The organism is Sporosarcina sp. P26b, assembly GCF_002743245.1.
GTDB classification, from domain to species: Bacteria; Bacillota; Bacilli; order Bacillales_A; family Planococcaceae; genus Sporosarcina; species Sporosarcina ureae_C.
In genome coordinates this window covers 192,443-216,194 of sequence record NZ_PDYW01000002.1, presented here as the reverse complement: position 1 = coordinate 216,194, position 23,752 = coordinate 192,443, and the positions used below count along the sequence as shown (strand labels likewise).

General features: G+C 40.3%; 26 protein-coding genes. All 26 read right to left on the bottom strand.

Going from position 1 to position 23,752, the window contains the following annotated elements; genetic code table 11:
- Positions 1 to 13: 13 nt before the first annotated feature.
- On the bottom strand, positions 14 to 2,086 hold the full coding sequence (locus CSV69_RS03010; RefSeq protein ID WP_099624508.1) for a chemotaxis protein CheA: 2,073 nt from the start codon (positions 2,084 to 2,086) through the stop codon (positions 14 to 16).
- Between the two features lie 15 nt (positions 2,087 to 2,101).
- Positions 2,102 to 3,181 carry a protein-glutamate methylesterase/protein-glutamine glutaminase gene (locus CSV69_RS03005; RefSeq protein WP_233192315.1) on the bottom strand — a complete coding sequence of 360 codons (1,080 nt, stop codon included), beginning with the start codon at positions 3,179 to 3,181 and terminating at the stop codon, positions 2,102 to 2,104.
- A 52-nt stretch (positions 3,182 to 3,233) separates the two neighbouring features.
- Positions 3,234 to 4,100, bottom strand: a complete 867-nt coding sequence (locus CSV69_RS03000; protein ID WP_085428658.1) for a MinD/ParA family protein — start codon at positions 4,098 to 4,100, stop codon at positions 3,234 to 3,236.
- Positions 4,093 to 5,205, bottom strand: a complete 1,113-nt coding sequence (flhF, locus tag CSV69_RS02995; protein WP_085428657.1) for a flagellar biosynthesis GTPase FlhF — start codon at positions 5,203 to 5,205, stop codon at positions 4,093 to 4,095. Before flhF ends, CSV69_RS03000 begins: the two co-directional genes overlap by 8 nt.
- Entirely contained in the window at positions 5,205 to 7,235 is a 2,031-nt protein-coding gene (flhA, locus tag CSV69_RS02990; protein ID WP_099624505.1) for a flagellar biosynthesis protein FlhA, read from the bottom strand. Before flhA ends, flhF begins: the two co-directional genes overlap by 1 nt.
- Positions 7,236 to 7,259: 24 nt before the next feature.
- Positions 7,260 to 8,351 carry a flagellar biosynthesis protein FlhB gene (flhB, locus tag CSV69_RS02985; protein WP_085428655.1) on the bottom strand — a complete coding sequence of 364 codons (1,092 nt, stop codon included), beginning with the start codon at positions 8,349 to 8,351 and terminating at the stop codon, positions 7,260 to 7,262.
- Positions 8,344 to 9,120, bottom strand: a complete 777-nt coding sequence (fliR, locus tag CSV69_RS02980) for a flagellar biosynthetic protein FliR (protein ID WP_099624504.1) — start codon at positions 9,118 to 9,120, stop codon at positions 8,344 to 8,346. Before fliR ends, flhB begins: the two co-directional genes overlap by 8 nt.
- Before the next feature lie 4 nt (positions 9,121 to 9,124).
- The gene (gene fliQ, locus CSV69_RS02975) at positions 9,125 to 9,394 is read right to left on the bottom strand and encodes a flagellar biosynthesis protein FliQ (protein WP_085428653.1); all 270 of its coding nucleotides are present in this window, start codon (positions 9,392 to 9,394) and stop codon (positions 9,125 to 9,127) included.
- A gap of 12 nt (positions 9,395 to 9,406) precedes the next feature.
- Positions 9,407 to 10,072: a flagellar type III secretion system pore protein FliP gene (gene fliP / locus CSV69_RS02970; RefSeq protein ID WP_085428652.1), complete on the bottom strand. Its 666-nt coding sequence runs from the start codon at positions 10,070 to 10,072 to the stop codon at positions 9,407 to 9,409.
- The gene (locus CSV69_RS02965; protein WP_158232597.1) at positions 10,065 to 10,676 is read right to left on the bottom strand and encodes a flagellar biosynthetic protein FliO; all 612 of its coding nucleotides are present in this window, start codon (positions 10,674 to 10,676) and stop codon (positions 10,065 to 10,067) included. Before CSV69_RS02965 ends, fliP begins: the two co-directional genes overlap by 8 nt.
- A 63-nt stretch (positions 10,677 to 10,739) precedes the next feature.
- On the bottom strand, positions 10,740 to 11,102 hold the full coding sequence (locus tag CSV69_RS02960) for a response regulator (protein ID WP_085428650.1): 363 nt from the start codon (positions 11,100 to 11,102) through the stop codon (positions 10,740 to 10,742).
- 22 nt (positions 11,103 to 11,124) lie between these two features.
- Positions 11,125 to 12,303, bottom strand: a complete 1,179-nt coding sequence (gene fliY, locus CSV69_RS02955) for a flagellar motor switch phosphatase FliY (protein ID WP_085429109.1) — start codon at positions 12,301 to 12,303, stop codon at positions 11,125 to 11,127.
- Positions 12,296 to 13,297, bottom strand: a complete 1,002-nt coding sequence (gene fliM / locus CSV69_RS02950) for a flagellar motor switch protein FliM (protein WP_085428649.1) — start codon at positions 13,295 to 13,297, stop codon at positions 12,296 to 12,298. Before fliM ends, fliY begins: the two co-directional genes overlap by 8 nt.
- 48 nt (positions 13,298 to 13,345) lie before the next feature.
- On the bottom strand, positions 13,346 to 13,777 hold the full coding sequence (gene fliL / locus CSV69_RS02945) for a flagellar basal body-associated protein FliL (protein ID WP_085428648.1): 432 nt from the start codon (positions 13,775 to 13,777) through the stop codon (positions 13,346 to 13,348).
- Positions 13,767 to 13,991, bottom strand: coding sequence for a flagellar FlbD family protein (locus CSV69_RS02940; RefSeq protein WP_085428647.1), 225 nt, complete (start codon positions 13,989 to 13,991; stop codon positions 13,767 to 13,769). The genes fliL and CSV69_RS02940 overlap by 11 nt, the downstream gene beginning before the upstream one ends.
- A gap of 54 nt (positions 13,992 to 14,045) precedes the next feature.
- Complete coding sequence (gene flgG, locus CSV69_RS02935) at positions 14,046 to 14,843, bottom strand: flagellar basal body rod protein FlgG (protein ID WP_099692672.1); 798 nt, start codon at positions 14,841 to 14,843, stop codon at positions 14,046 to 14,048.
- 84 nt (positions 14,844 to 14,927) lie between these two features.
- Positions 14,928 to 15,299 (bottom strand): TIGR02530 family flagellar biosynthesis protein, encoded by a 372-nt coding sequence (locus CSV69_RS02930; protein WP_099692671.1) that lies wholly within the window; start codon positions 15,297 to 15,299, stop codon positions 14,928 to 14,930.
- 17 nt (positions 15,300 to 15,316) lie between these two features.
- A complete protein-coding gene (flgD, locus tag CSV69_RS02925) occupies positions 15,317 to 16,006 on the bottom strand; it encodes a flagellar hook assembly protein FlgD (RefSeq protein ID WP_233192314.1) in 690 nt (229 codons plus the stop codon).
- Between the two features lie 3 nt (positions 16,007 to 16,009).
- Entirely contained in the window at positions 16,010 to 17,539 is a 1,530-nt protein-coding gene (locus CSV69_RS02920; protein WP_099692670.1) for a flagellar hook-length control protein FliK, read from the bottom strand.
- Positions 17,540 to 17,567: 28 nt separating this feature from the next.
- On the bottom strand, positions 17,568 to 18,179 hold the full coding sequence (locus tag CSV69_RS02915) for a MotE family protein (RefSeq protein WP_099692669.1): 612 nt from the start codon (positions 18,177 to 18,179) through the stop codon (positions 17,568 to 17,570).
- A 1-nt stretch (position 18,180) separates the two neighbouring features.
- Positions 18,181 to 18,633, bottom strand: coding sequence for a flagellar export protein FliJ (gene fliJ, locus CSV69_RS02910; RefSeq protein ID WP_085428641.1), 453 nt, complete (start codon positions 18,631 to 18,633; stop codon positions 18,181 to 18,183).
- Positions 18,630 to 19,970, bottom strand: a complete 1,341-nt coding sequence (gene fliI, locus CSV69_RS02905) for a flagellar protein export ATPase FliI (protein ID WP_085428640.1) — start codon at positions 19,968 to 19,970, stop codon at positions 18,630 to 18,632. Before fliI ends, fliJ begins: the two co-directional genes overlap by 4 nt.
- Positions 19,967 to 20,740 carry a FliH/SctL family protein gene (locus CSV69_RS02900; protein WP_158232596.1) on the bottom strand — a complete coding sequence of 258 codons (774 nt, stop codon included), beginning with the start codon at positions 20,738 to 20,740 and terminating at the stop codon, positions 19,967 to 19,969. Before CSV69_RS02900 ends, fliI begins: the two co-directional genes overlap by 4 nt.
- Positions 20,733 to 21,746 (bottom strand): flagellar motor switch protein FliG, encoded by a 1,014-nt coding sequence (gene fliG / locus CSV69_RS02895; protein WP_085428638.1) that lies wholly within the window; start codon positions 21,744 to 21,746, stop codon positions 20,733 to 20,735. The genes CSV69_RS02900 and fliG overlap by 8 nt, the downstream gene beginning before the upstream one ends.
- 14 nt (positions 21,747 to 21,760) lie before the next feature.
- Complete coding sequence (gene fliF, locus CSV69_RS02890) at positions 21,761 to 23,362, bottom strand: flagellar basal-body MS-ring/collar protein FliF (RefSeq protein ID WP_085428637.1); 1,602 nt, start codon at positions 23,360 to 23,362, stop codon at positions 21,761 to 21,763.
- A gap of 61 nt (positions 23,363 to 23,423) precedes the next feature.
- Positions 23,424 to 23,732, bottom strand: a complete 309-nt coding sequence (gene fliE, locus CSV69_RS02885) for a flagellar hook-basal body complex protein FliE (RefSeq protein WP_085428636.1) — start codon at positions 23,730 to 23,732, stop codon at positions 23,424 to 23,426.
- Between the last annotated feature and the right edge of the window lie 20 nt (positions 23,733 to 23,752).

Genomic DNA, 23,752 nt, shown 5'->3' with positions numbered 1-23,752 from the left:
GTCATCACCTCGATTATTTAATCAATGCATTACAGTCAACAATTAATGCGACTTGACCATTTCCTAGAATCGTAGCACCTGAGATCGCAAAGACACTCTGCAAGTATTCTCCGAGTGATTTTAATACGATTTCTTGTTGACCAATAAATGAATCTACGACTAAACCAGCTAAACTTTCACCTTTACGAACAATTACGATAGACTGGAACTCATCTTCTTCATTACTTCTATTCTTCATTTCAAATATATCTTTCAAGTCTACTAACGGCACAATAGTCCCACGGAAGTCAATGACCGGTTGATTATGCGCATTTAAAATATCAGACTTCTGAATAATGGCAGTCTCAATAATAGAAGACAATGGGATTGCATATATTTCTTGATCCAATTCTACTAACATGACAGAAATAATAGAAAGAGTAAGAGGTAACTGCACCTGGAATAACGAACCTTTTCCTTCTGTCGAATCGATAGATATGTGTCCACCGAGAGATTCAATTGTATTTTTAACTACGTCTAGACCCACACCACGACCTGAGACGTCAGTTATGGAAGCTGCAGTTGAAAATCCTGAAGCTAAAATCAATTCGGCCACTTGCTTATTTGTTAATGAATCTGCCGCTTCCGGACTGATAATTCCTTTTTCAATTGCTTTACCTACTACACGCTCACGGTTTACACCAGCTCCATCATCTTCAAGCTCAATGAATACATGGTTACCCGAATGGTAGGCACGCAATGTTACAGTCCCTACTTCTGGCTTACCTTTCGCGATACGTTCTTCAGGCATTTCAATACCGTGATCTAAAGCATTTCTTATTAAGTGAACAAGTGGATCCCCTATTTCATCGATTACAGTACGGTCTAGTTCTGTTTCAGCTCCCACAATCTCCAAATCGATTTTCTTATTGAGATCCCGTGCCAATTGACGCACCATTTTAGGGAATCGATTGAAGACAGTTTCCACAGGCACCATTCGCATATTCAGTATAATATTCTGCAAGTCTCCTGATACACGTGTCATTCTCTCAACGGATTCATTCAATTCCGGGTTATGCAATTCACTCGCGATCGATTGAAGACGTCCGCGATCGATGACCAGTTCTTCAAATAAGTTCATCAAAATATCGAGTCGATCAATATTTACCCGTATAGTTTTATTGGAGTTTGAAGACGCAGACTTTTTAGTTTTAATAGCTTCTTTTGACACTTTTTCTGTTGGCGTAACATTAGCAACTGGCACTATTGTCGTTTCAATCACTTCTGGAGGCGTTTCATTTTCATTTATCGCAGCTTGCTTATATTTTTGCACATATTCATCTGTAATATGTGTGATTTTCACGTCTTCTATTTCAGAAACTTTCATTACTTTTGCTTTTAGGTCTTCAGCGTCCTCCTGTGTCAATAACACAATCGTAAATTTCTGATCGAAATCTTCATTTTCCAATTGTTCTACTGTAGGAACGGTTTTTATAACTTCGCCTGATTTTTCTAAAATCTCAAACGTCATGAATACGCGTGCCACTTTTAACAAGCAGTCTTCACGTAATGTAACCGTAATCTCTAGTGCATTAAAACCTTGCTCAGCAGATTGAGAAATAACCGTCAACTCAAATTCATCATATTGAACCCCTGTAGAAGTGACCACTTCAATTGGTGCTTCCTCAGTAGTCGCTGATACAGAATCCTCGACCAAATCAAGCGGTTGGCCTGCTTCAATTCGATTTAGCGTATCAACTAATTTGCTGACGTCTTTTTTTCCATCTCCACCAGATTCAATGTCTTGTACCATTAGTTCAAGATCATCCACCGCTTCAAATACAACGTCTAGTATTTCAGTTGTGACACTGATCTTTGAATTTCGAATTGCATCTAGAACGTTCTCCATCTTGTGCGTTAAATCTGCGATATCTTCATATCCCATTGTCGCTGACATTCCTTTAAGCGTATGTGCCGCTCTAAAGACTTCATTGACAATTGCCAGATCATCCGGATCATTCTCTAACGCGAGTAGTTGCTCACTACAAGCTTGTAAGTGTTCTTTACTTTCTTCGATGAACATGTCCAAATACTGACTTACATCCATTGCAAAGCCCCCTAGTTACTTCAAATTTCCCAATATGGCATTGGCGATCTCTTGCACGTCTTTTACTTCATCACTCAGACCCGCATCTATTATGGCTTTGGGCATTCCATACACAACGGAAGTTTTCTGGGATTCCGCTATGGTAATCGTTTTGCATGACGCACGTAAAAGTTCCATGCCTTCTTTTCCATCAGATCCCATGCCTGTCATGATAGCTGTTACAAATTTCAATTCTTTATGTGTGGCCGCTGATTCTAATAACACATTTACTGCTGGGCGGTGTCCAGAACGAGGTGCTTCGTTTCCATCCAATACAATTTGATAACCTGTTCTGGATTTCTCGAACTTCAAATGTAACCCCCCTGGTGCAATATAGGCTGTTCCATTTTCGATTAGCTCTCCATGTTCAGCTTCTTTAACTGCGATTTCACTTAAGCCATTAAGTCGTTCGGCTAATGACTTTGTGAAGCCGGGCGGCATATGCTGAACAATAAGAATTGGATAGGGAAATTCTGCAGGAAACCTAGTTATAACTTCTTGTAAGGCTCTTGGACCCCCAGTCGATGTACCTATTATAACAAACGTTTGGGCAATAAGTGTAATATTTTTAGAAAAATTTACAGTTTGTACCGGTACCGATGGAATGATTCTACTATCACTCGCTGTATTCATTCTAGTTGGCGGTGCTGTATACCTTTTTTGTGGCGGGGTAATTTTTCTTGTTAACGTCTGAATCCCCACATTTGAAGCGGCAAATACTTTCTCCACAATCTCTTTTTCTATTTCGTGAAGATTTAACGAAATAGCGCCACCAGGTTTCGCTATAACATCCACTGCTCCGTATTCTATAGCGAGTACGGCATTTTCCGTATTATGTTTTGTCGTACTCGATAATATCACTACAGGGATCGGCATTTGATCCATAATAAGCTTTAAAGCTTCTAGCCCATTCATCATAGGCATTTCAATATCCATTGTAATGACATCGGGATGAAGGTCACGTACCTTTTCCACTGCATCCTTGCCATTCCTAGCGATGCCGATGACTTCCATCAAGGGGTGTTTATTCAACATATCGGAAATTAACTTCCGCATAAAAGCTGAGTCGTCAACAACTAGAACTCGCCTTTTCTTTCCAGTAATCAAATCACACACGCCCCTTCTGAAATATACCTTTGATTTTATCTATGAATCCAGAGGTTTCAATAGAAGTGCTAGGCTTATCGCCATGCATAAATGTATCAGTGATGGCCAGCATACGCTTGCTGACTTTTGCATCGGGATACAACTTAACGAAAGGTGACTGTGCAATCACCGCATTACGTACATGTATATCATCAGGCAAGAATCCTAAAATACTGGTTTCGACAGATAAAAATCTTCGCATAGCTAATTGAAGACGTGCGACGGAATCCCGACCATCTTGCTCCTTCAGTACACGATTACTGACTATGCGGATGGTTTTATTCGCATCTTGTAAACAGATGAATTTTATCATCGAATAAGCATCCGTAATCGACGTTGGCTCAGGTGTCGCAATTAAAATTATCTCGTCCATCGCCAATATTAAATCGATAGAACTCTTCGTAGCTCCTGCACCCATATCGAATAAAATAACATCATACTCCATCTGTAAAATAGAGAACGCTTCAATCAATCGATTAAACATCGTATCCGACCATTCAACGACTGTTTCCAGTCCAGAACCTCCTGCAATAAATGCCAAGTTTTCTTCAATCGGTGTCACGACATCTTCTAATCTTTGGATGTCAGTCAAGTAATCTTTTAAATGATAAGTAGGAGTAGCGCCAAATAATATATGAATATTTCCCATTCCAATATCCATATCCACAATTAAGACTTTCTTGCCCTTTGCTACTAAAGCATAAGAAAAATTCGCAGTAAAGTTCGACTTGCCTACTCCACCTTTACCACTGATGATGGCAATTGAGCGAGCTACAGGTCTTTGATTTCTGATCATTTTTAGTCTAAGTGCTTCCGCCTGATCATGCATGTGGTTCACCTTCTAACAGAAGATTTATCACTTTTTCAAAACTGGCTTCTGTCAAATCCTCAGGTACCTCTTGTCCATCTGTGAAGTATGCCATGCCTATACCATATTTCATCATTAGGTTAATAATCGAGCCTACAGAATTTGTTTCATCTGTTTTCGTGAATATAAATTTATTGATCGGAAATTTATCAAATTGTCTGATGATAGTATCCATATCCTGTTCCTTTGAAGTCGTGGATAACACAAGAAACGTTTCCATTTCTAATGAAAAATCTATAAGTTTTGTTAAATCATCAACAAATTTTGCTTCTTTATAATTTCGTCCCGCTGTATCAATAAATATAAGATCTAGATCTTTCAATTTTTCAATTGCAGTACGGAAATCTTCTTCGTTATAAGCAATTTCAACTGGTGCCTGAAGTAAATTAGCATATGTTCGTAATTGTTCAATTGCCGCAATACGGTACGTATCCGTTGTGATGAAACCCACTTTCTTTTTTTCTTCTAATAATGCACGTGCTGCAATTTTGGCAATCGTTGTTGTTTTCCCGACACCTGTAGGACCTAGTACATTAATAAACTTCTTCTGATAAGAGATTCCACCAAACGGCATATTGTGAAGTTGATCCCAGAACCAGCTTCGAATCAATTCGATTTGCTGGTCTTCTGTAAAGTCCGTCTTATCTTGTTTCATACGATCGAATACCAAATTGCCGATTTCCATAATATGTTCATTTGCTAAACCTTGCACTTGCAATCTCTTCAACACTGGAAGAAGTTCATCAGGATATTTTCCTAATGTATGATCTACTTGCTTAATGTCTTTCAGCATTTGTTTGATTTCTCGCATTTCCCTCTGCATACGCTCAACCGACTCGGGTTGTGCAACAGGTTGTATAGTACGAACCTGTGATTCATAGGCACGTTGATCATTCGTTTTATCATAGCTTGCAACTACTTCTACTGAACGTTTACGAAATAGACCAAGAAAACCTTTTGTTTTTGTGACATTTGAACTAAGGATGACGGCGTCGTCTCCAAAATCTTCACGTACTTTCGCCATCGCTTCGACCATAGTAGGTGCTGTATACTTTTTCATTTTCATTAAATATCCACCACCCCTACACTTTGAACTTCCACTGATGCTTCCAATTCATTATAGGACAGTATAGGTATCTGTGGAAAATACCGTTCTGTGATTTGCCGCAAGTACATTCGAATTGCAGGTGAACATAAGATTACAGGGGACTGGTCGAGCATAGCTACCCGTTCAACTTCCTGCGCAATCCGTTCCAAAATCATTTGAGATTGTGATGGATCAATGGACAAGAAGTTCCCTTGATCAGTCTGTTGGATGCTATCCGCAATGAGTTTCTCCACTTTTCCGGATACCGTTAAAACTTTTAACGCTTCATTTCCTACTACGTATTGCCCCGTAATCTGACGCGCTAATGATTGTCTTGCATATTCTGTCAGCACATCGACATCGGAAGTATACTTTGAATAGTCTGCAAGTGTCTCGAAAATAATAGGTAGATTACGAACAGAAACTTGTTCATTTAATAATTTAGCAAGTACTTTTTGAATCTCACCAATCGATAGTGGAGTAGGTGTCAGTTCATCAACCAAAATCGGATACGTCTCATGAACGTGATCCACAAGTTGCTTCGTTTCCTGACGGCCTAGTAAGTCGGATGCGTTAGCACGAATGACTTCTGTCAAGTGTGTTGATACAACACTTGGCGGATCCACAACTGTGTAGCCCATGATCTCCGCTTCCTCTTTCGCTTCTTCAGTAATCCATTTTGCCGGCAATCCGAATGAAGGTTCAACAGTATCGATTCCTTCTATCAAATCTTCGCCACCAGGACTCATCGCTAGATAATGATCTAACAAGAGCTCTCCCCTGGCCATTTCATTTCCTTTAATTTTGATTCGATATTCATTTGGTTGTAATTGAATATTATCTCGGATACGAACAACTGGAATTACAAGACCAAGTTCTATTGCCAACTGACGACGAATCATTACGACACGATCCAATAAATCTCCGCCTTGTGTTGCATCTACGAGAGGAATTAGTCCGTAGCCAAATTCAAATTCAATTGGATCGACATTCAAAAGATCCACGACATTTTCTGGTCTCTTCAATCCTTCTGTTTCTACATCTTCTTCCATTTCCAATAATTCATCTGGATCTTCATCTTTTTTACGTGACATCATGAACGCACCCGTTGCCAATGCGCCTGCAATTGGAATTGTCAGTATGTCATTGATAGGAGTGGCAAGACCTAGTAAAAAGATCGTAATGGCAGCAACATAAAGTAGTTTAGGTTGACCTAATAATTGATTCGTAATGTCCGTACCTAAGTTTCCTTCTGATGCAGCTCGTGTAACTACGATACCCGTCGCTGTAGATATTAACAGTGCAGGGATTTGAGAAACAATTCCATCACCTACAGTTAATGTAGAGAATTGAAGAGCCGCTTCTGCAAACGGTAAGCCCATCTGCACAACACCGATAATCATACCGACCAACAAGTTGATCATGACGATGATAATTCCGGCAATCGCATCTCCTTTGACGAATTTTGTCGCACCATCCATCGCACCATAGAAATCGGCTTCATTACTAACTTTTTCACGACGTGTACGTGCCTCTATATCAGAAATCATTCCTGCGTTTAGATCAGCATCAATACTCATTTGCTTACCTGGCATCGCATCAAGTGTAAAACGTGCAGCAACTTCAGATACACGCTCCGAACCTTTCGTTATAACAATAAATTGAATAATAATTAAAATAACAAATACCACAAGTCCAACAATTATATTTCCCCCGGTAACGAACGTACCGAATGTATCGACTACTCCACCTGCATTACCTTCTGAAAGAATCGCACGTGTTGTAGAAACGTTAAGGCCTAACCGGAATAATGTAAGGAGTAGCAAGAGTGATGGAAAGATAGAAAACTGAAGTGCTTCTTGCATATTCATCGCAGTCAGTAAAACCATTAAACCAAGCGTGATATTTATAATAATCAAGAAACTTAATAACCAAGGTGGTAAGGGGATGACAAGCATCGCAATGATCATAATAACCGCTGCGAGTACTCCAATATCTTTAAACTGCATGCCACCCCTACTTTCTAATTTCACTTATATTTTTCTTTGAATCCGATAAACATATGCTAAGATTTCCGCAATTGCTTTGAAAAACTGTTCAGGTATCCGATCACCAATTTCTACCTCGTCATACATAGCACGTGCGAGAGGCCGATTTTCTACCATGACAATATCGTGTTCAGCTGCAATCATCTTAATCTTTTGTGCGACAAAATCTGCACCTTTTGCAATAACAATTGGCGAGTCCATCTGATCTTCATCATACTTTAACGCTATCGCAAAGTGAGTAGGATTTGTGATAACTACATCTGCTTCGGGTATTTCCTGCATCATACGTCGCATCGCCATTTCCCGCTGACGTTGTCTGATGCGAGATTTAATAAGCGGATCGCCGTCCATGTTTTTACTTTCATCTTTAATATCTTGTTTCGACATTTTAAGATTTTTTTCATAGTCAAATTTCTGATAAAGAAAGTCTAAAATAGAAATGAACAATAGTACTAGTGACGCGATGATTCCCATCATTCCGACTAATTTTGCAACAGTCACCAAAGTTACTTGTGGTGTTTTAAAAGCTAAGTCGAGCACTTGGCCAAGATTACTCCATACGATCAGTGTTGTAACTGTACCAATAAAAGAAATCTTTAAAATAGATTTTAGCAATTCTACAATTGCCCGAATAGAAAAGATTCGTTTTAATCCTTTTATAGGATCAATTTTCTTTAGATCAAATTTCAATGTCTCCGTAGTAAATAACAAACCAAATTGCAAAAGATTCGCTGCAATACTCGCAATAACTGCAATGATCATAATAGGCAACAAAATAATCGCCATTTGTTTAATAACACTTATGTATACTAACATGACTTGTTCTTCATCCATTGTTTTGATAGGGATAAAGTGTGTAAACGATTCTCGGAAAAACACAAAGAAATTATCTCGCATAAAACCTGCTGCAAAGAACATAAATGTGAAAATAGAGAACAGTACGATTGCAGCCGTTACGTCTTGACTTTTTAGTACTTGTCCTTTCTTACGCGAATCTTCCCTTTTTTTCGGGGTAGCTTTTTCCGTCTTCTCACCGGCGAAAAATTGTAAATCCAGCCTCAGTAACAAGTTAGCCACCTCCGAGCAATATCATCAGATTTCTCATCGTCACAATCATAATCTCAAACATTTTCTTCATGACGACTATGAATACACTCGCCATTGTCACGATCACCAAGAAACTGACACCAATTTTTATCGGGAAACCTACAACAAAAATATTCAATTGGGGTACAGCACGAGCTGTTATTCCAAGAGCCAGATCGACGAGAAATAATGTCGCCACGACAGGAATTGCCATTTGGAAAGCAATCGCAAATGATTTCGCAAACGTCAAGACAATGAATTCCGCCATATTAGGACTACCAAAAGGAGGCCACATAGCTGTAATTGGAACAAAGTCATAGCTGTAAAATATTCCATCCAACAACATATGATGGCCATTCACGACAAGTAATAACAACATCGCCAACGAATTTAGAAATTGTCCAAGCAGCGGCGACTGTGCACCTGTCTGAGGATCAATTACGTTCGCTATCGCAAACCCCATCTGAAAGTCGATGAATCCTCCAGCTACTTGAATAGCCGACATAATAATAAAAGCGGCAATGCCGATTGACAAGCCGACTACCGCTTCTTTAAGTACAAGTAATATGTATTGTCCATCAATCACCAATTCCGGCATTGTAATTGAGTAAGACATCATCCACGCCAATATGGCTCCGAATAGTAAACGCTGCGTGGCCGGAATGGTTTTATATGAAAATAATGGCAGTGTCACAAAGAAAGATGTAACACGGGTCAGAATAAGCAAAAATGCGGGTAAAGACGGAATGATTTCATTCATTCAATCACCCGACATACCTGGAGAGACTGGAAAAGATATCGCTCGCATAATTGGTTACATACGATAACATCCAAGGTCCAAAAAATATAATAGCAACCATTACCGCTACAATTTTAGGCACGAATGCCAATGTCTGTTCCTGGATCTGTGTAGTTGCCTGAAATATACTCACGGCAAGTCCTGTCATTAAAGCGACTATTAAGAGAGGACCTGAAGCGAGAAGAATAACCCAAACTGACCGTTCTGCAATGGTAATAACAAATTCACTCGTCATTCAAATTCCTCCCTAAAAGCTTTGCAGCAATGACTGGATGATAAGATACCATCCGTCTACCAGAACAAATAATAATATCTTGAACGGCAATGAAATCATAACAGGCGGAAGCATCATCATCCCCATGGACATAAGTACACTGGCAACAATCATATCGATGACTAGAAAAGGAATGAAAATCATGAAGCCCATTTGAAATGCGGTTTTAATCTCACTAAGGGCAAATGCCGGTACCATCATCGTCAACGGAATATCTTCAATCGTATCCGGTCGTTCCATTTGATTATATCGCATGAATAATTCCAAATCTTTCTGTCTCGTATGTTGACTCATAAACTCTTTGAACGGAATACTGGCACGTTCGTATGCCTCGTCCAAGCTAATTTCTTCATCAAACAGCGGAGTCAAGGCTTCTTCATTCACCTGAGATAACACAGGTGACATAATGAAGAATGTTAGAAATAAAGCTAAACCTACTAGCACTTGGTTAGGAGGCATTTGCTGTGTAGCAAGTGCCGTTCGTACAAATGACAAGACGATAATAATCCTTGCAAACGAAGTCATAAGGATTAAAATCGCTGGTGCGAGTGACAAGACTGTAAGTAACAACAACATCTTTATAGAAGTAGAGACGTTGGTCGGATCACTGTCGGAAAATGTTTCCAGAAAATCAACCATCGCGGTCGCTCTCCTTCCGATTTAACCGATTTAACTGTTCTCTACGATCAGATTTGATTTCATCCATTTTGGTTGAGAACACTTGACTGAAAGTGGGTTCTTCTACATGAGATTGCTCGGCCTTTGAGAAAAACCGGGTGTACAAATGTGAAAATATTCCCTTCTGAACTTCATTGCCTTGATCATAACGTTCAAGCAAATCCGCGATTTCATCAGGATCATCTATTTCTCTTAGTAGCTGAACATTTTCCCCTACACCCACCACAAAATAATGACTACCCATTTTTACTAGTTGAATAGATTTATGTTGCCCTAATGGAACACCGCCCAAATTCGTCATGAGGCGATTTTGATCAAAGCTTCTATTGCGCTTATTCATGAATCGCAGCAACCACACGAGCAAACCTATTACAAATATAAAAGCTAGAATAGTCCGGATGTAATCTTTTGCTGTAAGACCTTTCGGCTCGTCCAGGTCATTATCAGTTATGTTTTTTTCATCATTCTCAGCAACCGGTGCTTTTTCTTCACAATCTTTACCTTTTCCAATACAATCTGACACGCTGATGTCGGGATCCGTATCTGCAAGCGCTAATGGTGTCATAGTAAAACACAGAAGGAATAGTATAAAATATTGGACTACTCTTTTTACATTCATAAGACGCACTTAGCTCAATGCTTTGTCGATCGCTTCAATAACACGGTCCGCTTGGAATGGTTTAACGATAAAGTCTTTTGCTCCAGCTTGGATTGCATCGATGACCATTGCCTGCTGCCCCATTGCCGAACACATGATGATGGTCGCAGATGGGTGTGTACCTTTAATTGCTTTCAATGCGGCAATTCCATCCATTTCAGGCATTGTGATATCCATTGTGACTAGATCGGGCTTCAATTCATTATACTTTTCGACAGCTTGTGCACCGTCTGCAGCCTCTCCAACTACTTCATAGTTATTCTTCGTTAAGATATCCTTGATCATCATGCGCATAAATGCTGCGTCATCTACTACTAAAATTCGTTTTCCCATTCATATTCCCTCCAAGTATCTTCTATCGTAAATTGTTTAACCGATCCATTTGACTCAAAATATCCGTAATGCGGACTCCGAAGTTTTCGTCAATGACTACTACTTCCCCTTTTGCTATATAGCGATTATTGACTAATATATCAACAGGCTCCCCTGCCAATTTATCTAGTTCAATAATCGATCCTCCAGACATTTCCAGTATTTCTTTAACAGAACGCTTCGTACGTCCTAATTCTACTGTTACTTGGAGTGGTATATCAAGTAGTAAATTTAAATTATTTGATTCTTCCTTGTTTAAAGATGGTGCTTGGAAACTAGCGAACTCCGCTTGCTGAACGTGCACAGGCGCTTGAGTCTGTCTCGGTGCAGCTGGTTGTTGAACAGGTGGCGCTTGATAGGCTGTTTGTTGTTGCACGGGTGCAGGCTCTTCTGGTGCATACATAGGCTCTGGTTCTGAATAGTGGGATGTCTGTGGTGTGGGCGGTACTTCTGTCATAGTAGCCGCTTCTTCATCCCCCATCAGGGAAGACACTAACTTTTTACCGAACTCCAGTGGGAACAATTGCATTATGTCAGAGTCAATCAAATCACCGACTTTTAAATTGAATGACACGCGAATCAATAAATTATGTGCAGGAATATATTCGGTTCCTTGATCGATTTGAATATTCAACAAATCAATAGTGGGTGGTGAAATGTCGACTTTTTTATTAAAGATGGTAGACATCGAAGTAGCTGAAGATCCCATCATTTGATTCATCGCTTCTTGAACTGCACTCAAATGAATTTCACTTAAGTCTTGATTTGGTGCTGTGCCGTCTCCGCCGAGCATTAAGTCAGCGATAATGGCCGCGTCCGTTTGTTTGATGACAAGCAAATTAACACCGCTTAATCCTTCAGTGTATTCCACTTTGATCGCAACATATGGATGAACGAAATCATCTTCCAAGTTATCACGTTGGATTAGTGTAAGTTTAGGTGTTGTGATTTCTACTTTTTGGCCAAGCAAAGCGGACAACGCTGTTGCTGAACTACCGAATGAAATATTACCGACTTCACCTAATGCGTCTTGCTCCATTTCGGTCAAGTAATCGTTAATGTCGATAGTTTCTGATGCAGGTTCGGTCGTTTCCGCAGGCTCTAATGTTTCACCACGCAATAACGCTTCAATCTCTTCCTGTGAGAGAATATTATCACTCATCATCTTCATCCTCTCCCGTATTCAGTATTTCTAGTATTTGAACAGCCATACGGTTACGTAATTTTCCTGGCTGAGCAGTGAATTTAGGTTTTTCTCCTATCCGTATCGTCAGAGGTTCCTCAATACTAGTATCCAATGAAATAACATCCCCAAGCTGTAAATGCAAGAAGTCGTGAATGGATATTTCGCCTTTTCCAAGGTCTGCTACTACGGGCAGCATCGCATTTTTTATTCGTCGTTCCAACTGTATGCTTTGTTCAGGGGTAGGTTCTTTTTTATTCGTTTGCATCCAATACTGCACGGACAAGTTCGGAATAATTGGTTCTAGCACCACATGGGGAATACAAATGTTGATCATGCCGCTAGATTCACCAATCATTATATTGAACGAAATAACGATAACGGTTTCGTTCGGTGAAATCATTTGAAGAAACTGCGGATTTACTTCCATCTCGGTCAAATATGGATCAATTTCAATCAGTCCTGACCAAGCTTCCCGTAAGCTATCAAATGAACGCTCAAATAAATTCGTTAAAATCTTCGTTTCAATTTCAGTCATATTATCTGTTTTTCCTGAACTTGACCCAAAGCCGCCCATCAGTCGCTCCAACATGGAATAGGCTACGTTTGGATTGACTTCCATTAAAATGTTTCCTTCAAGAGGAGACACATCAAATATATTGATCAGTGTCATATTAGGTATAGAGCTGATAAACTCTTCAAAAGGAATTTGGTCTACCGACATTACATTGATCTGTACATACGTACGCAGCTGGGCTGAAAAGTACGTCGTCAGTAATCTGGCGAAATTTTCATGAATCCTAGTCAAACTTCGAATTTGATCTTTTGAGAAACGAAGTGCACGCTTAAAGTCATAGACACGTACTTTTCTTGTTTCTTCTTCTTTTTTCATTTCTTCTGCTGACATTTCACCCGTCGATAAAGCAGACAGCAACGCATCTATTTCATTTTGGGACAGTACATCTCCCGACATAAGCCCACCTCCCATCGCGCACACTTCTCTAGTACGTCATTCCAGCCGTCACTGGATGATATAAGAGACAATATACACCTTCTGTATTTCACCATCTTGCATCAGCTCATTCAACTTCGCTTTAATGGTATCTTCAAATTGCTGTTTGCCCACTTTCCCTTCAAGATCTTTTGCGGTCATTTCAGACAATTCTTGAATGGCTAGATTCTTCACTTGGAAATCACGTTTGGTTAATTCTTCAGCCGCTTTTTTACTATCTGTTTGGATTTTTAACGACACACGGACAAAATTACGACCTGACAAGTTCGTGGTAATCTCTTCCATATCCACTGACGACTCAATAATTTCATCAATCGATGGGGCTTTCTCTTCTCCATCACTATCTTTATTAAAATTCATAATCAAAACGACCGCCACGACACCGATCAACGTAATACTCACTAAAATGATCAATGAAATCGTCAACAACTTATTCTTCATCTTCTTCATCACCCCGGATATGCGGATTGGATAGCAGCTGGACCGCTTGATAAAATTCTATGATTCGGCTATTAACCTCTTCAGCTGAATCAAGAACAACATACTTTGACCCAGTCGTCAATGTGATCGTCGTGTCTGGAAACGACTCAACTCTCTCTATGTACAATGCATTTAACGTAAACGTCGTTCGATTTAGTCTTGTCACTTTAATCATATGTAAGGGGCCAGGCCAAGGCCGGCCCGACCCTCCTTCTCAAACTATGCTATGTTATCGCTTCAAGTTTACTAGTTCTTGCAAGATTTCGTCTGAAGTCGTGATGATTCGCGTGTTGGCTTGGAATCCACGTTGTGCAACGATCATTTCTGTGAATTCTTCGGATAGGTCAACGTTGGACATTTCTAGGGAGCCTGATTTGATTGCACCGCGGCCGTCTTCTTGGGGGGAACCCGTATTACCTAACGCCGGTCCAGAGTTCGCACTTTCACGATACAAATTCCCTCCCATTTTTGTCAAACCGCCAGGATTCGCAAATTTGGTCAGAACAATAACATCCTCTCCCTCAAGTTCCCCGTCTATTACGAACTTGACTTCTCCATTTTGACCTATTGATAGAGAAGTTGCATTTGGAGGAACAATAATACTACCGCCACCATCTTTAGATAGAACTCTTCCCTCACCATCGACAATCGCACCTGTTTCGTCCAAATAAAAATTACCTGCGCGTGTATATAGCGTTTCACCATTCGGATCCTCAACTACAAAAAAACCGTCTCCCTCAATAGCTATATCTAAGGTGTTTCCAGTGAATTGTGTTGAACCAGCACTGTGTATTGTATCAATGGCAGAGATTTGGGATCCAAGTCCTACCTGTTTTGGATTCATACCACCACGGTCATTACCGGGTCCTGTTGCTTCTGATATAGTTTGAGAATATAAATCCTTAAATACAACTCGTCCTTTTTTGAAACCATACGTATTGACGTTCGCGATATTATTACCGATTACATCCAATTTTGTTTGAAAGTTTTTCAATCCTGATATTCCTGAGTACATTGAACGAAGCATAATGTAGTTTCCCCTCTCGTTTTTAGAGTGCACCGCGTCAATCAGTCGGCGGGGCAATGGCATCCTGTTAAGGTCCTGCCGTGTTTAGCTAAGTAGTATCGTGCCGTCTATATTCGTAAATAGTTGGTCCTTCGCTTCCATGCGGTTCATCGCTGTGATGACGGTTGAGTTCTTCGCACTGACAATGAGTGCGGCTTGATCGGTCAACACGAGTGAATCACGGATTCCCTTCCTCTTCGCCTCGTCTACTTTTTGTGAGATATGCGCCCATTCTGAGTCGGTCATTTGAATACCCCGTTCTTGCAGCCGGTCGTTCGCATGTTTACTGATCTTTAGTTTTTCTGGCTGTGTCGCGAGCTGTAAGTGTTCGAGAAATGACTGCTTCGATTGTGCTTGTATCTGTCCTTGGCGTATAGGTGGCGGTGATGGAATGCGATGGATATCGATCTTGTTCATGACATCGCTCCATTCAATTATTCACTGATCGTTGTAAGTTGGTTACCTTCGATTTTCGTACCGTTTTGTAATATATAGTGTAAACTGCCTTCTTTATTCGTAACAGATATGACTTTTCCAGTAAATTCTTCGTCGCCTTTCATATAGCCTACTGTCTTGCCGATTAGCATACTAGCTTGTACTAGATTATTGGGTTGACCAATTGCGCCAGAGCCTGAACTAGAACCATTCCCCATTACTTCGGAAATGTTTCCTGGTGATAACTCTTTGCCATCTGCCATTGTGAAGATTACTGAGCCGTCGATATACTTAATTGACTGTATGACCCCTGTACCCTCATTGATAATCGGCTTATCATCCTCGCCTTTTTTGTCAGATACTTCGTGCCAACGTATTTCTTTTCCAACAAAGCTATTGTATTGAATCAATTGACTTTGGTTTTGAGAAGCAGCGAATTTTTCAAATGCATTCGCTAAGTTCATCGTTTGTTCCAATGAAGAGAATTGTGCCATCTGTGCAACAAATTCTGTATCTTTCATCGGATTCGTTGGATCTTGATTCGCCATCTGTGCAATCAATATTTTCATGAACGCGTCTTTACCCATTGTATCGGGTCCAGTTTTCCGCTGATCACGTTGCTTATTGACTAGATACATGGAATCTGTAATCGCACTATTAGTTGTTGTAGAATTTGTTCCTTCTGGCAATGTTTACGCCTCCAGTTCAATCATGAATTCTTGGAATGTTTGTTGTTGTTCATCTTGAGTTTCATTTTGATCGGTAGCTTGTTCTTTTTGTTGCTGGTTTTGCTTGTTGAAAGCTTGTTCTCTATCACTCTTCGACGGATCTTGAAGTGTTTGTGATAGATCAATTCTATCCATTTGCAAGTTCTGTTGATTGAAGGCATGTCGCAGTTGATGCATTTGGCTGTCGAGCATTTCACGTGCCATCGCTGTAGATGCCAAAATCCTCGCTGTCATCACACCGTTTACTTCCAGTAATTCTATTCGAATTTGTCCAAGATGTTCCGGATACAGTTTGATTGAAATCCGGTTCATTCCATTCGTCTGACCAAAGTTCGCGCGGTTCAATACAGCTTGGAATTCACGCATCAGAGCTTCACTTCGACTTTCTGGTACTTTCTCTGTGGTATTCATCTGGAATACAGGTCTAGCTTCATTCTGTGTGGTGGCTGTTACTGGTGTGACTGTCTCATTTGCCTTAGATTGTTGATCTTGTTGTTTCGCATCAGCTGCAGATTGCTCTGTTGTAAATCGAATAACATGTTGCATAGCAGATGGAATTTGTACAGGTTGCTTCGCTTCAGGTTGTACGACATTCGCCTCTAACTGACTTGCAAACTGGGATAGAATTGGTTGGATTGTTTTCACTAAATTCAATTGTTTTGTAAATAAATCCATCTTATGTGCTGTTAGTTCAATTGTTTTAAGCAATGCAGTTAATTCAACAGTGACTTTTGGTGGTAATTGCTCCATAGCTATTTTAATTTTTTCAGGCGGCAATTGCTGTAATACATCGAGCACAAACCAAATATCTCCTGTAGCTGCAATCTCATCTAGTTGTGTTTTTGTCACGCCGACATCTTCTAGGACATTTGTAACTACTTCTATAAGTTTATCAGGATTTTCACTAATAAGAGCAGCTAATTGTTGCAGACTTGGAAACTTATGAAGATTTGGTAGATCCGTTATAGTTAATTCCGTATTACCATTAACCAAACTTTCCTTTTCGAGACTAGCAATCATTTGCCCAAGCAACTCTTCAGCTTCTTCTGTTAGTTGAACAAGAGAATTTTGTATTTGATTTTGATTTTGTGTTGGTGTTGCTTGTTCAAGTTTTAACTCTTCTGTTTGTTCTTCTATAGTTTTTTCAATTATTTCAGTAGAGATTTTCTCAACAGCAGTTCCTTTTACCGAAATCGTTTGTCTTAATCCAGCCTCTTTCAATAATTGAGCTACAATAGGCGACTTCACAGATTGCTTTAACTCCTCAAGAAGTCCTTCTAACTCTTCCAACGAATCAGCGTTAAGAACTTCGCCGAGTAATTTAGTCAACTCTTGATCAGCGCCTAGTGTCTGGGGTTTTGCCGGTATAGCGGTTGCGGACATCAAACTTTGGAATACACTTCCGAACCCTTCTCCTTCAATATTCACTGTAGAAGGGGCTGAATTCATAGGAATGCTTGGAGAACCTATGCCCATTAATAGTCCTAAGTTCACTTTTTCACCTCCCTCAATTACTATTATACTACTTTGTAAGCATAGAAGTATATTTAGCGGCCTCTTCAGGGGACATTTTCTCTAGTATAGCTGCTAGCGTAGCGGGCTTTAGACTAGATAATATTTGAATGGCTTCTGCATCGCCCATTTTGGTAATGACAGGAGCCGATGATTTAGCCGACATTTGCTCATATGTCGTAACAATTTCTTTGAAATCACGTTTGGATTCACTTTGTTCTAGTTTTAGCTTCTCGATCTCTTCATTTAGTTTTTCTTTTTCGATTACAAGTGTTTCATTGGAGTCTTTCACTTGAGTAAGCTCATCTTGCACTTCGAATAATTGTGCTTCTTTTTCTTGGATTTCTGCTTGTAGAGAAATCACACGTTCTTCTAATATTAGATCTCCTTCGACTTTTTCATCAGGTGCTTTTTGTTCCAAGAACGGGACTTTTGATGTCCATTCTTTCGCCTGATCGAAAACGTTAACATCTGCTACTTTAGCTATTATTAAGACAACAGCTGTTGTGAACATAAGAGGAATGATGATCCATGCGAGTAAAATCTGAAAAAAGCCGATCGACTTTTTTTCTGATACTTCGACAGAGTCTTTAACCTCTTTTTTCTTTTTCGATTTAGCCACTTTACCACCCGTCTTCTTTTGAACGAAACTTCATCGTCGATAGTTCGTCAATTCGATTTGCTTCCACATGTTCCATCTCGGCATTATGTTGTTCTTTACCGATTTCCTTCATCTTCTCAAACTTCTTTACTTCTATGTTCTTTTCCAACAGCTGCGTTTCATACCAATTCATTTTTGAACGAGATTTCATTACTTCTTGTTGAATGTGATCTATCGTTACATCAAGTGTAGTAATAAAACGAGAGTAGTGGTGCAAGTCATCAATGGAAAAACCTGTAGTCATACGTTGTTGCTGTTCTTCCAAGATATTTTCTTTCTTTTTCATCTGGTCATACAACTGTGTTGCCACTTTTTCGAACTCTTCGATCGCTTCTTTATAAGCCATTTCTGTTTCATCACGCTCTTGTTCACGCAAATCTAAAACTTTATCAAAACGATAATGGAAAGAAGTCATTTACGCTCTCCTCCTCCAGAAGCTAACGCGACCATTTCATTTACCGTGTCTTCTAATTGGATATTCTCATTAAATTTTTGCTTTAGAAAATTGGTAATGATCGGCTCATATTCAATCGCTTCATCGATTTCTCGTGACGTTCCTTTTTTATATGCACCAATATTGATTAAATCCTCTGATTTGTCATAGGCATAATACAATTCACGCAATTTCGCTGCTGCTTTCAGGTGTTCTGGATCCGCAATATGATTCATTAGACGACTGACACTTTTCAACACATTGATTGCAGGATATTGGCCTTTATTGGCTAGCGTACGATCTAACACTATATGACCGTCAAGAATCCCTCGCACAGCATCTGCAATCGGCTCATTCATATCATCACCGTCAACTAACACAGTATAAAAAGCGGTGATAGCACCTTTTTCATTCGTACCACTGCGTTCTAATAGTTTGGGTAGAATAGCGAAAACAGAAGGAGTATACCCTCTTGTGGCTGGCGGTTCACCAACCGCTAAACCAATTTCACGCTGCGCCATGGCTACACGTGTAACTGAGTCCATCATCAGCATAACGTTCAGTCCTTTGTCGCGGAAGTACTCCGCAATCGCTGTAGCTGTCATCGCACCTTTTATTCGCATTAGCGCCGGTTGATCGGAAGTGGCAGCTACGACAATTGTTTTCTTTAATCCCTCTGGCCCTAGATCACGATCGATAAACTCCCGAACTTCGCGACCACGTTCCCCAATCAGTGCGATCACATTGATGTCCGCCTCCGTATTGCGTGCGATCATCCCAAGCAATGTACTTTTACCAACACCCGACCCCGCAAATATCCCGACACGCTGACCACTTCCCACCGTCAGCATGCCATCGATTGCCTTTACGCCTACAGCCAACTTGTCATTAATAGTAGGGCGTGTCAAGACGTTCGGTGGGCTGTTTTCCGTTCGTACTGTTGCCAGACCTTTAGGTAGGGGGCTATTATCAATCGGTTTTCCTAAAGAATCTAGAACTTGTCCTAGTAGATTCATTCCTACTTTCACTTCAAGTGGTTTACCTAGCGTTTCCACTAAACAACCACTTGAAATATTACGAATATCCGTATAAGGCATCAGCATGACAATTTCTTCTCTAAATCCTACAACTTCGGCTTGAATTAAGGAACGTCCTTCTTCTGGGACGTTCAAGTGAATAAAGCATACATCACCTATAGATGACTCGGGACCTTCGGATTCTATCAGCAATCCTACTACTCGAATAACGCGCCCAAACTTCTTTAACGTATTGATATTCGGAATGATTGGAATGAGATCTTCAGCTTTTTTCAAATTCACACACCATCTTCCATTATTTTCACCAATTGTTCTTTCAGTTCATTCAGTTGATCATCTACACTCACTACGATGCGACCATGGTTCGTTTCGATAAAACAATCTGTTGCATTGAAATCTTCATTGACAAAAATAAGGAACGGGGTTTCGGGCGGAAAAATCGAAGCGAGTTCCGACCGATGTGTCGTGACCATTTTAAACTGCTCAGTCGGTACGAATAATTTAATTTCTTTACTCTCCTGAGCTTCTTTAATGCCTTTGCGGACAATGGATAAATACGCTTCATCGTCTTCCTCTATCACTCTATTAATAATTCTTTCGGCTGAGTGCATGCCAATATCCAAAATCACGCGTTCTTGATTGATTAAGTATTGGGTTGCGTTCTCGTAAGATAAAGTAGTAGTTTCGTTCGCAGCCTCTATCATTTCACGCATTTCAGCCACTGCTTTATTACGACCATCTTCATACCCCGCCTGAAAACCTTCATCATAGGCTTGTTGCTGCAATTCTTCTTTTTCACTAGCCCACGCGGCATGCATCGATTCGACATCTGCAGCAGCTTGATCTAGTCGTTGTTTTATTTCGGTATCTACTATGCTTTTACGTTGCTCCATCTCCTGCAATAAGCGATTGCGTTCCATGAATACTTTACCCATACTTACCGGCTCTACTGTCTCTTCAACCGGTTGTGAAGGTTGCAAGTTACGGATTAAAATTTCTTTTGTAGGACTTTGATTCATTACCGTACGCTCGGATCGAAACAGATTAGACAATGATGTCATCTCCTCCACCACGCGCTATGATGATTTCTCCTGCATCTTCAAGTCTACGGATGATTCCGACGATACGGGATTGCGCTTCTTCTACATCACGAAGTCGTACCGGCCCCATAACATCCATTTCTTCCTTGAATGACTCTGCCATACGCTGTGACATATTCTTGAATAATATATCTTTTACTTCTTCGCTTGATACTTTCATTGCTAAAATCAAATCTTCATTTTCACAATCACGAATAACACGCTGAATGGAACGGTTATCCAATGTGATGATATCCTCAAAGACAAACATTCTCTTGCGAATTTCTTCTGCAAGTTCTGGATCTTGAATTTCAAGCGCATCGAGAATCGTTTTTTCTGTCGAACGGTCTACACCATTCAACACTTCCACGACTGCGTCTACGCCACCTGTTTCGGTAAAGTCCTGGGTAACAGTAGAAGATAATTTTCGTTCAAGGACTGCTTCAATCTCACTGATTACTTCCGGCGAAGTAGATTCCATTGTAGCAATGCGTTTTGCTATATCGGCTTGCATTTCTTGTGGGAGTTGTGACAGGATCAATCCTGCCTGCTCCGCTTCCAAATAAGATAAAATCAACGCGATTGTCTGTGGGTGTTCATTTTGTATAAAGTTTAAAATCTGTGATGGTTCTGCACGTCTAGCGAAATCAAACGGTCGCACTTGAAGTGAAGAGGTCAAACGGTTAATGATAGCTTGGGCATGGTCTTTTCCGAGTGCTTTTTCAAGAACTGTCTTGGCATAGCCAATACCGCCTTGTGAAATATAATCCTGCGCAAGAGCGATATTATGAAATTCTTCAATAATTTCTTCTTTTACAGAGGATTCGACTTTTTTCACACCCGAAATCTCCAACGTCAGTTGCTCGATCTCTTCTTCATTCAAATGCTTATAGACTGAAGCCGAAACTTCTGGCCCAAGAGAGATGAGCAATAAGGCAGCTTTTTGTTTACCTGACATGACTTTATCTTTCTTAACCAACTAATACCCCTCCGTTACTCCTTGGCAATCCATGTTCGCAATAACTTCGCGAATTCTTCCGGTTTATCTTTAGCCATTTTTTCTAGTTGTTTTCTTCTTGCTGTCGCCTCTGTTTCTGTTTCCAAGTTGATGTCATCAATTTGGACGGAATCTAATTGGGCTTGAGCTTGTTCCATCGCGAGCTCTTCATCCATTGCTGCTTCATTACGTCTCTTACGCAAGAACAGCACGACGAGTACGATAACTGCTAGCAGTAATACACCGCCAATTAAATACGCCCACCAAGGAATCACTGTCTTCGTATCTTCAAACGCGATATTCTTGCCTTTAAGTGGTTGAACGGAAACCGCGATTTTTTCGGCCAGTATTTCATCCGTTAATTCCCCAGCTGCTTCTTTATCCAAGGATGTACGTACAATAGTCTCCAAAATACGTTCAACATCTTGTCTAACTTCTGGAGCTAATGAAGTTGGATCATCTGCAGTTGGAGGTTCGATCATAACTTGAATACCGATATTGCTAATTTTGTACGGGCTCTCTACTATATCTTTTTTAATTCTGTTCACTTCATTATTAATAGTTTCTTCAAGACGTTCGTAATCTCCGTCTCCGCCTTCACCTTCTACATAAGTCGTACGATTATCGGTAGGGTCTTCTCCTTCAGGGGTTCCACCTACTGCCGGATTCGTACCAGAGAATGATTCCGTTATCCGTTGCACACTAAGAGCAATACCTTCCATGTTTTCGGGATCTACTGGCGTAACCAAGTTTTCTTCACGTTGTTCTTTCTTGAAGTCAATATCTGTCGTAACCGATACAACTACTTTATCTTGCCCCATCAATGTACCGAGCATCATTTGAACCTGTCGTTGCAAGTCGCGTTCAATGGTCTTTTTCACGCCCATTTGATCCGTCACACTAGCTCCATAAGAATCTCCTGAATCTTTTAGATCAAAGTACTCAAAATATTGGTTCTGTATGACGATATTATCATTGGATAGGTTAGGTAAGCTTTTTGAAACTAGATTATAAAGTGATGTGATTTGTTGTTCCGAAAAACTTTGTCCTGGATTCGTCTTCAACATGATCGCTGCACTAGCTTCGGATGTAGTATCGTTTACGAAGATTCCTTCTGTCGGTAAAGTAAGCATAACTTTTGCGTCCTTAATACCTTCTATACCCTTTATTAGATTAGCTAATTCTGTTTGCATCGCAGCAAGCTTAATCATATTGAATTCATTATCTGTAGTACCAAACCCTGCGTTATCCGAGAAGAATGAATAATCGATCAGTCCAGAGTCTGGGAAACCTTCTGCCGCAAGTGAAACACGCAAGTTATCTAGTTGCTTCTCAGGCACAGATATCGCTGTACCGCCAGGCTCTACAAGATAAGGAACGCCCTGACCGTCTAGCACTTCTTTTATGCGACCGATTTCAGATGGTGATACTTCTGAATAAAGTGTTACATACGTAGTACGTGACAAAGCCACTGTCAAAAAAACCGCCAGCGCGATTACACTGGCTGCTGTCACTATATATATAATTTTTTGATTTTTTGTTCGACTTCCCCAGAAGGCTTTAAGATCTGCTCTGAGTTTTGTCAATCTTTCTTTCATTCTAATCCCCCGGTCAGCCTCACTAGGCACGATTCCGCTTCTACCTAGTGCTTTCTATCTGTTAGACAGGCATTCTAATGATTTCTTGGTATGCTTCTACGACTTTATTACGCATTTCTACTGTTGCATTTAATGCGATACTCGCTTTTTGTGCCGAAATCATCACATTATGTAAATCGACATCTTCACCCTTAACAAGTTTAGCTGTCATAGTATCTGAGACTTTTTGTGTTTGATCCACTTGATGAATTGCATCATTTAACATTGCTGAGAAGTTCTGTTGAGCCTCGAAAGGTGTCCTTTGTGCTTTCATGTCAGATTGTTGGATCGACATAGCAGGCATTGCACCTGTAATAGATTGAATCGCCATCTAGTTCACTCCTAATAAAT

Coding starts and splice junctions, on each gene's coding strand:
- CSV69_RS03010 (WP_099624508.1), bottom strand. CDS start 2,086: ATGGATGTAAGTCAGTATTTGGACATGTTCATCGAAGAAAGTAAAGAA.
- CSV69_RS03005 (WP_233192315.1), bottom strand. CDS start 3,181: ATGCGGAAGTTAATTTCCGATATGTTGAATAAACACCCCTTGATGGAA.
- CSV69_RS03000 (WP_085428658.1), bottom strand. CDS start 4,100: ATGCATGATCAGGCGGAAGCACTTAGACTAAAAATGATCAGAAATCAA.
- flhF (WP_085428657.1), bottom strand. CDS start 5,205: ATGAAAATGAAAAAGTATACAGCACCTACTATGGTCGAAGCGATGGCG.
- flhA (WP_099624505.1), bottom strand. CDS start 7,235: ATGCAGTTTAAAGATATTGGAGTACTCGCAGCGGTTATTATGATCATT.
- fliR (WP_099624504.1), bottom strand. CDS start 9,120: ATGAATGAAATCATTCCGTCTTTACCCGCATTTTTGCTTATTCTGACC.
- fliQ (WP_085428653.1), bottom strand. CDS start 9,394: ATGACGAGTGAATTTGTTATTACCATTGCAGAACGGTCAGTTTGGGTT.
- fliP (WP_085428652.1), bottom strand. CDS start 10,072: ATGGTTGATTTTCTGGAAACATTTTCCGACAGTGATCCGACCAACGTC.
- CSV69_RS02965 (WP_158232597.1), bottom strand. CDS start 10,676: ATGACACCATTAGCGCTTGCAGATACGGATCCCGACATCAGCGTGTCA.
- CSV69_RS02960 (WP_085428650.1), bottom strand. CDS start 11,102: ATGGGAAAACGAATTTTAGTAGTAGATGACGCAGCATTTATGCGCATG.
- fliY (WP_085429109.1), bottom strand. CDS start 12,303: ATGAGTGATAATATTCTCTCACAGGAAGAGATTGAAGCGTTATTGCGT.
- fliM (WP_085428649.1), bottom strand. CDS start 13,297: ATGTCGGGAGATGTACTGTCCCAAAATGAAATAGATGCGTTGCTGTCT.
- fliL (WP_085428648.1), bottom strand. CDS start 13,777: ATGAAGAATAAGTTGTTGACGATTTCATTGATCATTTTAGTGAGTATT.
- CSV69_RS02940 (WP_085428647.1), bottom strand. CDS start 13,991: ATGATTAAAGTGACAAGACTAAATCGAACGACGTTTACGTTAAATGCA.
- flgG (WP_099692672.1), bottom strand. CDS start 14,843: ATGCTTCGTTCAATGTACTCAGGAATATCAGGATTGAAAAACTTTCAA.
- CSV69_RS02930 (WP_099692671.1), bottom strand. CDS start 15,299: ATGAACAAGATCGATATCCATCGCATTCCATCACCGCCACCTATACGC.
- fliJ (WP_085428641.1), bottom strand. CDS start 18,633: ATGACTTCTTTCCATTATCGTTTTGATAAAGTTTTAGATTTGCGTGAA.
- fliF (WP_085428637.1), bottom strand. CDS start 23,362: ATGAAAGAAAGATTGACAAAACTCAGAGCAGATCTTAAAGCCTTCTGG.
- fliE (WP_085428636.1), bottom strand. CDS start 23,732: ATGGCGATTCAATCTATTACAGGTGCAATGCCTGCTATGTCGATCCAA.